At 28.6% G+C, this 11,778-nt stretch carries 13 protein-coding genes and 2 tRNA genes; 12 read left to right on the top strand and 3 right to left on the bottom strand.

Annotated elements, in window-relative coordinates; all coding sequences use genetic code 11:
* Positions 1-178: 178 nt before the first annotated feature.
* From L0U77_RS00695 to L0U77_RS00660, 8 genes are all read left to right on the top strand, one after another.
* Positions 179-2,293 carry a leucine-rich repeat domain-containing protein gene (locus tag L0U77_RS00695; RefSeq protein WP_233883955.1) on the top strand — a complete coding sequence of 705 codons (2,115 nt, stop codon included), beginning with the start codon at positions 179-181 and terminating at the stop codon, positions 2,291-2,293.
* Between the two features lie 188 nt (positions 2,294-2,481).
* On the top strand, positions 2,482-2,655 hold the full coding sequence (locus L0U77_RS00690) for a hypothetical protein (RefSeq protein ID WP_159459597.1): 174 nt from the start codon (positions 2,482-2,484) through the stop codon (positions 2,653-2,655).
* 122 nt (positions 2,656-2,777) lie between these two features.
* Positions 2,778-3,038 carry a hypothetical protein gene (locus L0U77_RS00685; protein WP_101914842.1) on the top strand — a complete coding sequence of 87 codons (261 nt, stop codon included), beginning with the start codon at positions 2,778-2,780 and terminating at the stop codon, positions 3,036-3,038.
* 11 nt (positions 3,039-3,049) lie between these two features.
* Entirely contained in the window at positions 3,050-3,256 is a 207-nt protein-coding gene (locus tag L0U77_RS00680) for a DUF6140 family protein (RefSeq protein WP_101914843.1), read from the top strand.
* Positions 3,257-3,342: 86 nt separating this feature from the next.
* The gene (locus L0U77_RS00675; protein ID WP_233896980.1) at positions 3,343-4,185 is read left to right on the top strand and encodes a tetratricopeptide repeat protein; all 843 of its coding nucleotides are present in this window, start codon (positions 3,343-3,345) and stop codon (positions 4,183-4,185) included.
* Between the two features lie 17 nt (positions 4,186-4,202).
* Complete coding sequence (locus L0U77_RS00670; protein WP_233896981.1) at positions 4,203-5,531, top strand: hypothetical protein; 1,329 nt, start codon at positions 4,203-4,205, stop codon at positions 5,529-5,531.
* A complete protein-coding gene (locus L0U77_RS00665) occupies positions 5,524-6,003 on the top strand; it encodes a hypothetical protein (RefSeq protein WP_233896983.1) in 480 nt (159 codons plus the stop codon). The genes L0U77_RS00670 and L0U77_RS00665 overlap by 8 nt, the downstream gene beginning before the upstream one ends.
* Positions 5,978-6,961 carry a YARHG domain-containing protein gene (locus L0U77_RS00660; RefSeq protein ID WP_233896984.1) on the top strand — a complete coding sequence of 328 codons (984 nt, stop codon included), beginning with the start codon at positions 5,978-5,980 and terminating at the stop codon, positions 6,959-6,961. The genes L0U77_RS00665 and L0U77_RS00660 overlap by 26 nt, the downstream gene beginning before the upstream one ends.
* A 252-nt stretch (positions 6,962-7,213) precedes the next feature.
* Here the strand turns inward: L0U77_RS00660 and L0U77_RS00655 are convergent.
* Both L0U77_RS00655 and L0U77_RS00650 read right to left on the bottom strand, forming a co-directional pair.
* Positions 7,214-7,298: transfer RNA gene (locus L0U77_RS00655), tRNA-Ser, on the bottom strand.
* Positions 7,299-7,510: 212 nt separating this feature from the next.
* A tRNA-Ser gene (locus L0U77_RS00650) sits at positions 7,511-7,595 on the bottom strand.
* 307 nt (positions 7,596-7,902) lie between these two features.
* Here L0U77_RS00650 and aroC point away from each other — a divergent pair.
* Genes aroC through L0U77_RS00635 form a run of 4 tightly spaced genes read left to right on the top strand, consistent with a single transcriptional unit; the run spans position 7,903 to position 10,099 of the window.
* A complete protein-coding gene (gene aroC / locus L0U77_RS00645; RefSeq protein ID WP_233900615.1) occupies positions 7,903-8,964 on the top strand; it encodes a chorismate synthase in 1,062 nt (353 codons plus the stop codon).
* A gap of 14 nt (positions 8,965-8,978) precedes the next feature.
* The gene (locus L0U77_RS11915) at positions 8,979-9,239 is read left to right on the top strand and encodes a cyclic nucleotide-binding domain-containing protein (protein WP_338126499.1); all 261 of its coding nucleotides are present in this window, start codon (positions 8,979-8,981) and stop codon (positions 9,237-9,239) included.
* Between the two features lie 23 nt (positions 9,240-9,262).
* Complete coding sequence (locus L0U77_RS11910; RefSeq protein WP_338126498.1) at positions 9,263-9,502, top strand: cyclic nucleotide-binding domain-containing protein; 240 nt, start codon at positions 9,263-9,265, stop codon at positions 9,500-9,502.
* Between the two features lie 51 nt (positions 9,503-9,553).
* A complete protein-coding gene (locus L0U77_RS00635; protein WP_233896989.1) occupies positions 9,554-10,099 on the top strand; it encodes a DinB family protein in 546 nt (181 codons plus the stop codon).
* A 51-nt stretch (positions 10,100-10,150) separates the two neighbouring features.
* On the opposite strand, the gene L0U77_RS00630 is transcribed toward L0U77_RS00635, so the two are convergent.
* Positions 10,151-11,776 carry a pyruvate dehydrogenase complex dihydrolipoamide acetyltransferase gene (locus tag L0U77_RS00630; protein WP_233896990.1) on the bottom strand — a complete coding sequence of 542 codons (1,626 nt, stop codon included), beginning with the start codon at positions 11,774-11,776 and terminating at the stop codon, positions 10,151-10,153.
* Positions 11,777-11,778 lie beyond the last annotated feature (2 nt).

Here is an 11,778-nt window from a genome sequence, read left to right as displayed (position 1 = left end):
GTTAAAAAATAGTTAAAGTCAATGAAAACCTAATGTGTAAGCATTAGGTTTTTTTATGTTTTTATAATAATAATTTTTTTTGATAAAATTTAAACAGTCTTTAAAAAGATAAAAAAGATAAAAAGTTTATTTTAGTTATATTTGAAGGATAATTGCTATCAATAAAAAAAAACATTGCATGTTAAAAAATATTTCTATTCATAAAGCAAGGTTTCACGATGCTTTTCAGATGGATATTGAAGAAAATCAAGATGTATTAGAAGATATTTTATCTACTGAAAAATTTATATATCCGCTAAAAGATAAAAATTATTATTATTTATATGATGTATCAGATAAAAAAATACTAGATAAAAATTTAAATCCTGAAAATTTTAAAATAGATACTACCGCAGAAGTTGTTAGTTTTACAGGCGTTTCAATGGAGATTCTTGACAATATAAAACTTCCTGAAAAAGTGAAAATTTTAATATTTGAAGGCGGAGATTTAATGCCTTTGCAAATGGGGAAAACCCAAAAAGGAGATGCTTTGTGGAAAACCATCATGAATTATTTAAGATTATATCCGTTTAATGAAAATCTTTCAGAAAGGATTTTGATGGAAAATCAAATTAGAAATCTGTACGCTAAACTTCCCTCACATATTGCTGATTTTGGACTTACAAAATTATTTCAAAAAATAGAAAAATCGAACATTACCGAATTTTCAATTGGTTGGACGTATTTCTCTGAATTTGATTTTAAAATACTTTCAAAATTAAATCAATTGGAAAGTTTAAGTATTTTATATTGTTATAATGACGCCATAAAATACTTGCCAAAAAATTTGACGTATCTGCAAATATTTGGAACAACAATTCAAAAATTATCAGAAATAAACCTTAATCTTCCAAATTTAATCGACTTAAATGTAAGCGGAAATGCAATTAATCAATTGGATACTTTACAAAATTTACCAACTAAAATTGAAAGTTTAGAGGTCAATAATAATTTAATTAAATATTTAAATATTAGTAAGTTACCTGCTGATTTAGAATATTTAGATTTGTCAAATAATTTAATTGATAATGATTTTTTTAATCAAAAAATAATACACAAAAAATTAAAATATTTACTATTAAGTAATAATGAATTAATTATTACCGCATCAATATTGCATTTAATTTTACAGATTTTTCCGAATTTAGAAAGCTTAGAATTACTGGATAATCAAAAAAAAGGAATCCCTTCCGAACTTCTTGGCGATTTTGAAAATCGAAATTGTTTGGAAAATGTACAGTATTTTTTAGAAGATATTCAACTTCTTGTCAATCATGATTATGAAGAATTTTTAAGTGTATCGAAATTAAAAAAAATAAATAATTCAAATAATTCAAGTGATTTAAACGAATTCATCGAAGTTAAATGGCAAGAAAATAAATTTCCATTAAGAATAATACTCGAACATCTTCAATATGAATTTTCTAAGTATTTTTTTAAAATGTCTTCTTTCACCAAATATATAAACGGAATTTTCTGCTTTATAGCACACGATAATTGTGAGTTTTCACTCTATTTTGAAGAAGAAACTAAAGAAATTACCTTCAAAATACAAGCCGATACTTCCGCGATTGTTGATTTGTATTTTCATAAATATTTTAAAGAGATAAATGCCATTATTTCTTTAAATTCACATATCGATATATTGCCATCAGTTAGTTGTAGTAAATCGTGTGATTTTTTAAAAGATTTTTGTAACAAAGTTTTTAAAATAGATTATAAAATTAAATCCGATGTTATTCTTAAAAAAGAAACCGAAAACATTAAAATATTAATCAATAATAGAAGTATTGAAGATAGTAAAGATGCTGGAAAATTTGCTGGAAATAAATATCAGGAAATACAAAATATTGCTTTTATTTTAATTTCGGGTAAAAGTGCGTATCCTTTTATTATCAAAGACGGTATTGTAACAAACGCTTTAAAATTAGCTAAAAATTCAGAGTATTACTATTATTTAACATTAAGAACTGCCCTTGACAAAGAAGTTTATATTAAAAGTATCACTAATAAATACTTGATTGAAAATACTTTAGTGGAATCGAGTATTTTTATTGATAATAATGTTAAAAAGAAATTATCTTGTTTTGTAAATCCGCATTATTTTAAAGTGAAAGATAATATATTAACTATTAATGATTTGCAATTTCCAAAATTAGCTGAAAATCATCTGAAAAAAATACAAATGGACTCCAATAAATATTGTCATTTTACGATTGATAATCAAATTATTGAACTTAAATATAGTCATTAATTAAAATATTCTATTTTTAAAAAACTCCTAAGTAATACACTTAGGAGTTTTTTTATGCCTCAAATTTAAGTGTGAAATTATTTTCTGTTCAGCCCTGAACACATCGTTTTTAAAGTATTTTGATGTTGCACCTTTGTAGTGTTATCAACAAGGAATGAATTTAAGTTAAACAATTAAATTGAAAAAAAATGGCAGAAAACAAAATGAACAATGGAGTAGCAGTTACGGGAGCAGTAGGAACAGTTGCAACAGTTGCAACAGCTGTGATAGGAACAACTTTAGCAGCACCACTAGCTATTAGTGCTGGTGTTGGATTAGCTATTTGGGGAGCAGTTGAATTATTCAAAAGCTCTAAAGAATAAAAATTGATTATAAATTGAGTTAGATTCCGAAAAACGGTGTAAAATTTTGAATATATCTTTTTTCGGAAATTCTACTCAAATGTGAAGTTAAACTTATTTCGTGAGTCAATAAATTAAAAAAGATGATAAAAGTATATCAAGCCGTATTGCGTCATTCAATTCTTACGATATCGAAAAAAACAGATAAAGAAGCATTGACCATTTTCCTAAATCAAAATACTGATATGGAAATTACTGTTGGCGGATTGGCTATTAATACGATTATCAGACAAGCATATAATTATTATATGGAAAAAAAGAACTACAAAAGTGCGTACTTAATATTAACAACGTATAAACCTGAATTATATAATTTAAATCTAAAAATCAATAAACTTAATTAAAACTAAATATTATGGCAACATTTCAAATTACATTAAAGAAAAAATTGTACATCGACCAACAATGGGTTGAACCAGGAATTTCTGTAACCGTGGTAACTCCAGGAACAATGGTTTGGACAACCGACGGAAAACAACAAATTATCAACGCTTTTAGTAGAATGTATGGGCTTACAATTTCACCTGGAGATGTTTCTATGAATACTTTTAGCGTCAGTTAATCTTTAAAATGAAAGCAATTTTAACGCCTGTTTTAGTTTAAAATAGGCGTTTATCAAGTTGAAGAATCAATTATAAAAAAAATAATATGAAGAAAATTTATGTCGCTTTTTTTGCCGTATTTATTGTTCTAATTTCAATAAGTTGTTCCACAGAACTTACTTCGGAACAAAAAAAAGAATTGTGTAATACACACATGATACAGGCTAAAAATTCCTTACATCAAGGGGATTATCAAAATGTAATTACACATGTCAATACAATTATTGAAATTAATGAAACGATTCCAAGAGCCTTTCTTTTAAAAGGAATAGCATCTACAAATTTAAAAATGCTTGACCAAGCAGCAGAAAATTTTGAAAAAGTAATCGAATTAGAAGGCGAATCATCAAAAGCGTATAAGAATTTAGCGTATGTCTATTATCTTAATAATGATGCTGATTTTGAAGATGCAATTAAAAAATATTTAATTTATCATAAAGATGAAGAAGCACACGCTTTAAAAAGAGTTTATTTTGAGCAAAAAGAAGACTTTGATAATGCAATCAATGAATATAGTTTAGCGATTAATAAAGAACAAAATAATACGGAATTATATCTGAAAAGAGCCGATTTATATCATAAAAATGGCGATTTAGAAAATGCTTTAACCGATTTCGAAACTGTTTTAAAAATAAGCCCAAATAATAAATCAGCAAAGAAAAACAAAAAAGAACTCTTAGTAAAATTAAATAAAAGTCATGATACAATGGTTTTATTTTGGTCTTTATTAGGTTTTTATATAATATATGTTCTTGTTTCTTTTTTCGTTTTAAAACCAATTGTAGTAGAGAAAGCAAAAAAATTAGGAGGAGAGATTTCTTATAAAAAAGATGCTCTTATTTGGATTTTACCAATTCTATTATTTATAATTTTTATTACACGAACCTAAATATTAAAACAAAAACTATGAATATATTTTGTTCCAATTGTGGAAGTTCATTACAGCCACATCAATCTTCTTGTGGTGAATGTGGAAATTCTATGAACTCATCAGAGATTCAACAAATTGAAAATAAACTTCAAAAAATTAATCAAGTTGTACTTGTTGATAATAGTTTGAAAACACAACTAAATCAATCTTTTAAGGGATTAGATAATTATAAGTTAAGCAGTACTTACTTAATGTCAAGTAGTGCAAAAGATGATTTAGAAGAAAAAGTTGATTATCTGAAAGGATGTGTACTTCCTGATTTTGAAGCATTCCGAAAAGATATAAAACAAGCCAGTACTCAACTCGGACAAGATAAAGTACAGGTGTATGCACGGATAATGGGGATTACAGAATTTGTTTTAAGAGAGTTTTTTGGTCCTTTAGCTATCAAAGAAAATAATCTTCAAATATTCGAAGAGTTTAGAGATTTTAGCGAATATGAACTTAAAGAAACAATGATTGATTATCATTTAGATGTATCTGATATTCAACAAATAGATTTCGGAACGGTAGGAAATAATATTGGAAATGTTATTGTTTCTAGTTTAGAAAATGGTCATTTTAGTACGATTTCCGATAAAAATGAATTTACAAAAGGAGATTTAAAGAAGGTAGGAAATGAAATGGCTGTTGGCGTTGGAATTGAGCTTTTATCCGCAGGCGTAAAGGCATTACAGCAAAATTCTCAAATGATTAAAAAAGTTAGAGAAGCTGATTATGATTTGAGTGCTAAAATAGACGGAATAAAAGATCGTATTCAATCGTTAGAGATTGATAAACAAGAAATTATAAAAGAAAAAAGATTGTATGATAAATGCGATGTGATTTTAGATACTTGTTTTGAAAAAGTATTAAAACCTGTGGTTAATCAATTAAAAGAAAACGCTGTTTTTACAACGTATCAAGAAAATAGAAAACCCTATGATTTAGCAAATAAAATAATCAAAATAGATAAAGAAGCACAGGAAAAACCAATTACCGTTTCTTTTTGGAAAACGTTATTAAGTAGCAAAAGTGCATATTTTATCGCTTACGCTAAAAGCCGTCGTGAATTACTCGGAAAAGAAAAAGCACAAGAGTATGAAACTATCAAAAATCAGCTGAAACAAGGATATCATAAATCATTAGAAAATCAGCTTAAATATGAACAAAATTCTACAGAAAATTTCAAAGAATTTGAAAAAATAAATAGGCGAACATTAAAGGCATTACCTGTTATTGTTAATAATAAAGAAGATGTTTTCAAATTTGCTGGTGTATTGAAAAAAATAAAAACCCAATTAAATACTGTTAAAAATGGATAATAATAATAATAATAATAATTCGAATACTGATAGTAAAAATATTACTAGACTAAAAAATGGACTTGCCAAAGTTGAAAAAGTGAATTTAGATATTCAAAATACAGCAAATCAATTATCTGGTTTAGCAAATAATGGACAACAATTAGCGGGTACATTATCAGATGTTCAAAAAATGCATTTTGAAAGTCAAAAATTAAAAGCTCAAACCCATGTTGAATTAGAGAGAATTGACAAACAATATGATACCATAAATAAACATATCGACACGGAATACAGTAAACAAAGTCGAGCGATGGATAAATCGGAAGAAGTAATTGATAAAGGTTTAGCAGAGGGGAATTTAGATTATATCAGAGAAGGCTTAAACTCGATGGTTAATGTGGCAAATCATAATCCTATGGCTGACTTGAAAAAAACATTAGATAAACAAATTGAAAATTTTGATGATGATGATTTTACAATTGAAATATAAAAAAAATCACCTACTTTTTACTGTAATGACGCTCCTTGTTTTAACATCTTGCGGAAGTGATGTTGAAATATCGTCTAAAACGCAAAAATTAAAGCTGATTGAAGCGTTACAAACTATAAAAAATAGAGATAATTCGGAAAATAGTTTGTTTACAATGTTAGGAAATATGAAGTTTTCTGTTGATAACAACATGGAAAATCGTTCTAATTCTAAAGAAATTAAAGCGAAATCTATTGAAGAAAAGCCAGTAGGAAAAATCACTAATAATGGAAAACAACCAACGCGAAAATTTGTAGGATTATATCCGATAGCAAGTGAAAGAACATTGACACATTATGATATGAAATCTTTGACAAAAAAAGATTTGAAAATAATGAGAAATGAAATATTTGCTCGTCATGGATATATTTTTAAACCAGCAGAAGAAATGGATAATTATTTCAGAAATATAAACTGGTATGTAGGAAAAAATAATAATGTCGATTATTTATTAACAAATATTGAGCGAAAAAATATAAAATTCATTCAAACCTACGAGAAAAAAAGTAATGTAGGAAGCATTGGATACATCAATGGAACGGATATTATAATGCGAGAGGGATATTCATCTCAATATAAAATTATCGGTTCTTTTAAAAACGCTGGAGAAAAGGTTACTATTTTAGATAAATATATTTCTAAAAAAGAAACTATTTTAATCAAAAAGAAAATAACCGTAACAGATAGAGATGATAAAGAACATGTTTTAGAAAAAGGAAAATCTATTGAAATAGTTGCTGTAAATCCAGAATTTGATGATGATATTTTAATCTCTTTTAAAGATAAAAATGGAAAAAGAAAAGAAGGAATGGTTTATTCAAAAACAGATTTAGATTATATCAAAACGTACTGGTATAAAGTAAAACGAAACAGCGGAGAAATCGGCTGGGTTTTTGGAAAATTCATCACAATTCAATAGAAATTACGAATACGAATACACGAATAATCGGGGGAAATTTGCTATTTCTGAAGAGGAAGAAAAAGAAACAAAACGTTGTCAATAATATTGATAGCGTTTTTTTTGGTTTAGAATCTGTTTAAATTTTATATAAAAAAGTTCTCGATATTATTTTTGAAGAAAAAAAATCACTCGAACTGACAGTTTTTAATTAAACAAGCTCTTAATAATAACTACAAAAAAAAACCGAAACAACTAAATGTTTCGGTTTTGCGGAGAAAGAGGGATTCGAACCCCCGGTACCTTGCAGTACAACGGTTTTCAAGACCGCCGCATTCGACCACTCTGCCATTTCTCCAGACAGACATTCAAATAAATCTGAATGCGGTTGCAAATATATAACTTTTTTAGATATTAAATGTTTTATTAACGTTTTTATTTTAAAATATTTTAGATAATATTACCTTCGTGATTCGTTCTATTTTTAAAGTAATGCGTAAAAATATATTACTTTTTTTTCATAAAAATCAGCACAAAAAAAACCGAAACAAGTAAATGTTTCGGTTTTTGCGGAGAAAGAGGGATTCGAACCCCCGGTACCTTGCAGTACAACGGTTTTCAAGACCGCCGCATTCGACCACTCTGCCATTTCTCCAGACAGACATTCAAATAAATCTGAATGCGGTTGCAAATTTACAATCTTTTTTCAGTTCTGAAAAATAAAAAACCTATTATTTTTATTGAAATGTTTATTATTTGATTTTTTATAGTGTATTTTTTTAGGTATCAGTAAGTTATATTTTAAATAATTTTTGAAGCGTTAAAAAATAAGTGTTTTTAAATTTATAGCAATACACAAAAGGTAACATTACTGTTATATTTATACATACTTAATTAGTTTTTACATTTTTCATTAAGAGAATTATAATTTTTAAATTACTTTCGTTTTAAAATTAAGAAGCATGTTTAATTCATTTGGAAATATATTAAAAGTAACCACTTTTGGTGAATCGCACGGAACGGCAATAGGTGGCGTTATTGATGGTTTTCCTGCAGGAATGGAGGTCGATTTTGAGGCTATTCAACAAGAATTAGACCGTCGTAAACCTGGGCAATCTAAAATTGTAACCCAACGTAAAGAACCAGATACTGTTGAATTTTTATCAGGAATTTTTGAAGGAAAAACAACAGGTACTTCTATTGGTTTTATGATTAAAAATACCAATCAGAAAAGTAAAGATTATAATCATAATACCAACATATATCGTCCGTCACACGCCGATTATACCTACGATAAAAAATACGGAATTAGAGATTATAGAGGTGGAGGACGTACTTCGGCACGTGAAACTGCAAACTGGGTAGTTGCTGGAGCATTAGCAAAACAACTAATAAAACATATTAATATTGATGCATTTACATCATCAGTAGGCGATATTTTTATTGATAAACCATATCAAGAGTTAGATTTATCTAAAATTGAAAGTAATATTGTTCGTTGTCCTGATGAAAAATCGGCAGAGATAATGATTGCTAAAATTCATGAAATTCGAAAAGCTGGTGATACTATTGGAGGTACGATAACTTGTGTTATTCAAAATATGCCTGTTGGATTAGGAGAACCTATTTTTCATAAATTACACGCCGAATTAGGAAAAGCAATGCTTTCAATAAATGCTGTAAAAGGTTTTGAATTTGGTAGCGGATTTTGCGGGGCTAAAATGAAAGGTTCTGAACATAACGATGTTTTTAATCAAGATGGAACAACAGAATCTAATTTATCAGGAGGAATTCAAGGAGGAATTTCAAACGGAATGGACGTGTATTTTCGTGTAGCTTTTAAACCTGTGGCTACGATTATGACAAATCAGCAAACTATAAATTCTGATGGTGAATTAACCGAAATTCAAGGAAAAGGTCGTCATGACCCTTGTGTTGTACCAAGAGCTGTACCAATTGTAGAAGCTTTAGCTGCGTTGGTTTTAGCTGATTTTTATTTAATAGATAAAATGCGTAAAATTTAATAGTATAAATGTTAATGAATCCTTTATTACTGCTTTTAGAAAAATTAGAAAACCAATGGGATAAAGAAATTACACTTAAAAGAAATGATTTTCTTATCAATAAAGGAGATTTAAATACTAATTTGTATTTAGTTGAACAAGGAAGTTTACGTGTTTTTATTGATGATGAAAAAGAAGAACACACTATTCGGTTTGGTTATAAAAACTCGATAATTACGGTGTTAGATTCTTTTTTAACTGAAAAACCAAACAGGCGCTTAAAAAATGTAAATTAAAAGTTATTTCTAAATCAAATTATATGCGTTTTATAAATTCTGAAAAAGAATGTGAAGCTATATGGATGCGTTTATTGGAAAGCTTTATGTATCAACAAATAGAAAGAGAAATCGATTTAATTACTTATTCACCTCAAAAACGTTTTAATAGAGTTTTTAAAAGAAGTCCGCAATTATTTCAAGAGATACCTCAAAAATATATTGCGTCTTATTTAAGAATGACGCCAGAAACATTATCTAGGATATTAAAAAATCTTGATTAGCATCAATATTTACTTTTATAAAAAAGCTCATATTTGAATTAAATTTCAAACATGAGCTTTTTTAATACCAAAGAATTATTATCAGAATTAAAACAACTTGTAATTTCTCATATAAATTATGCAGAATCTTTAAAAAATAATACTTCGGAAGAGTTACAATATAAAAAAACAGCAAAATCATGGTCTGTTTTAGAATGTTTAGAGCATTTGAATTTATACGCAGAATTCTACAATAATGAAATCAGAAAAAGAATAGAGAAATCTAAACATCAAAAATCGACAGTTTTTAAATCGGGATATTTAGGAAATAAATTTGCTTTAGAGATGTTGCCTAAAGAAAGAATGAAAACAATGAATACCTTTAAAAGTAAGAATCCGATTTATTCAAAATTAGATAAAAAAGTTGTTTTAGAACGATTTATTATATTTCAAAAAGAATTATTAGAATTACTAGAGTTAGCCGAAAATAAAAATCTGACAAAGATAAAAACAGCGATTACATTACCGTTGTTAAAATTTAGGTTAGGTGATACTTTTCGATTTGTAATTAATCATAATCAACGACATATTGTACAAGCAAAGAATATTTGTAAATAAAAAAAGCTCGAGATATTGCTCGAGCTTTTTTAATATATGTAAGTTAAAAACCTATGCTAACATGGTAACAGGGTTTTCAACAAAAGTTTTTAATGTTTGTAAGAACTGAGCACCAACGGCACCATCAACCGTTCTGTGGTCGCAGGCTAACGTTAATTTCATCGTATTTCCAACAACAATTTGACCGTCTTTAACAACAGGTTTTTGTACAATTGCACCAACAGATAAAATAGCAGAATTAGGCTGATTGATAATAGAAGTAAAACTTTCAATACCAAACATTCCTAAGTTAGAAACCGTAAAAGTACTTCCTTGCATTTCTATAGGAGAAATTTTCTTGTTTCTAGCTTTACCAGCTAAATCACGTACTGAAGCACCAATTTGAGTTAAACTTAACGCATCTGTATGTTTTACAACAGGCACTACTAAACCTTCATCAACAGCCACGGCAACACCAATATGAATATGACTGTGGAATAATGTAGTATTATCTGTCCAGCTTGTATTTACGTTTGGATGTTTTTTCAATGCCATCGCACAGGCTTTTACAACCATGTCGTTAAATGATACTTTAGTATCAGGAACGGCATTAATTATTTTACGAGAAGCCATTGCATTGTCCATATCTACTTCAATATTTAAGTAGAAGTGAGGCGCATCAAATTTAGAATTTTTTAAGGCTTTCGCAATTGCTTTACGCATTTGAGAATTTTTAACTTCTGATGTGTTTTCTTCTCCAGCGATAGCAAAATTAGTTGTCGCTGCCGAACTAACAGGAGCTTCAACTTTAACAGCAGCAGGAGTGTAGTTTTCTACATCCTTTTTAACGATACGTCCGTTTTCACCAGAACCTTTAATTGCTGTTAATTTAATTCCTTTATCTTTTGCTATTTTTTTAGCTAATGGAGAAGCAAATATTCTTCCGCCAGAAGTTGTTGTAGTTGCTGTTTCAGTAGCAGCTACTTTAATTTCTTCTTTAGGAGCTTCTTCTTTTTGAATAGCTTTTTCTGCTGTTTTTACAGATGAAGTTGTATTTTCAGAACCTAATGCAGCAAGTACGGTAGCAACATCTGTACCTTCTTTACCAATAATAGCAAGTAAAGTATCAACAGGAGCAGCTTCGCCTTCTTGAACACCAATGTGTAATAAAACACCTTCGTTAAAAGATTCGAATTCCATAGTAGCCTTGTCAGTTTCGATTTCAGCTAAAATATCACCCTCTTCAATAGTATCACCTACCTTTTTCAACCAAGAAGCAACAGTTCCTTCTTCCATGGTATCACTTAAACGTGGCATGTTAATTACAATAGCGTCTGCTGGCATTGCTACTGTATCATTTTTTACAGCTACTTCTTCGTTAGCAGTTGTTTCCGCTTTAGGAGCTTCTTTAGTTTCAATAGTCGCAGTATTTCCGTTTAATAAACTAGAAATATCTTCCCCTTTTTCACCAACAATTGCTAATAAAGTATCAACAGGAGCGGATTCACCTTCTTGAACTCCGATGTGTAATAAAACACCTTCGTGAAAAGATTCAAATTCCATGGTAGCTTTGTCAGTTTCGATTTCGGCTAAAATATCACCTTCTTCAATACTGTCTCCTACATTTTTTAACCAAGAAGCAACAACTCCTTCTTCCATTGTGTCGCTTAAGCGAGGCATGTTTATAATTGTAGCCATGG

Source organism: Tenacibaculum piscium (assembly GCF_021390715.1).
Taxonomy (GTDB): Bacteria; Bacteroidota; Bacteroidia; order Flavobacteriales; family Flavobacteriaceae; genus Polaribacter; species Polaribacter piscius.
The sequence above is the reverse complement of the archived record's forward strand: the minus strand, read 5'-3'. Positions and strand labels throughout refer to the sequence as shown.

Bases quoted from the DNA above. Each gene is read 5' to 3' on its own strand.
- L0U77_RS00695 (WP_233883955.1), top strand. From the start codon at position 179: ATGTTAAAAAATATTTCTATTCATAAAGCAAGGTTTCACGATGCTTTT.
- L0U77_RS00690 (WP_159459597.1), top strand. From the start codon at position 2,482: ATGGCAGAAAACAAAATGAACAATGGAGTAGCAGTTACGGGAGCAGTA.
- L0U77_RS00685 (WP_101914842.1), top strand. From the start codon at position 2,778: ATGATAAAAGTATATCAAGCCGTATTGCGTCATTCAATTCTTACGATA.
- L0U77_RS00680 (WP_101914843.1), top strand. From the start codon at position 3,050: ATGGCAACATTTCAAATTACATTAAAGAAAAAATTGTACATCGACCAA.
- L0U77_RS00675 (WP_233896980.1), top strand. From the start codon at position 3,343: ATGAAGAAAATTTATGTCGCTTTTTTTGCCGTATTTATTGTTCTAATT.
- L0U77_RS00670 (WP_233896981.1), top strand. From the start codon at position 4,203: ATGAATATATTTTGTTCCAATTGTGGAAGTTCATTACAGCCACATCAA.
- L0U77_RS00665 (WP_233896983.1), top strand. From the start codon at position 5,524: ATGGATAATAATAATAATAATAATAATTCGAATACTGATAGTAAAAAT.
- L0U77_RS00660 (WP_233896984.1), top strand. From the start codon at position 5,978: ATGATGATTTTACAATTGAAATATAAAAAAAATCACCTACTTTTTACT.
- aroC (WP_233900615.1), top strand. From the start codon at position 7,903: ATGTTTAATTCATTTGGAAATATATTAAAAGTAACCACTTTTGGTGAA.
- L0U77_RS11915 (WP_338126499.1), top strand. From the start codon at position 8,979: ATGAATCCTTTATTACTGCTTTTAGAAAAATTAGAAAACCAATGGGAT.
- L0U77_RS11910 (WP_338126498.1), top strand. From the start codon at position 9,263: ATGCGTTTTATAAATTCTGAAAAAGAATGTGAAGCTATATGGATGCGT.
- L0U77_RS00635 (WP_233896989.1), top strand. From the start codon at position 9,554: ATGAGCTTTTTTAATACCAAAGAATTATTATCAGAATTAAAACAACTT.
- L0U77_RS00630 (WP_233896990.1), bottom strand. From the start codon at position 11,776: ATGGCTACAATTATAAACATGCCTCGCTTAAGCGACACAATGGAAGAA.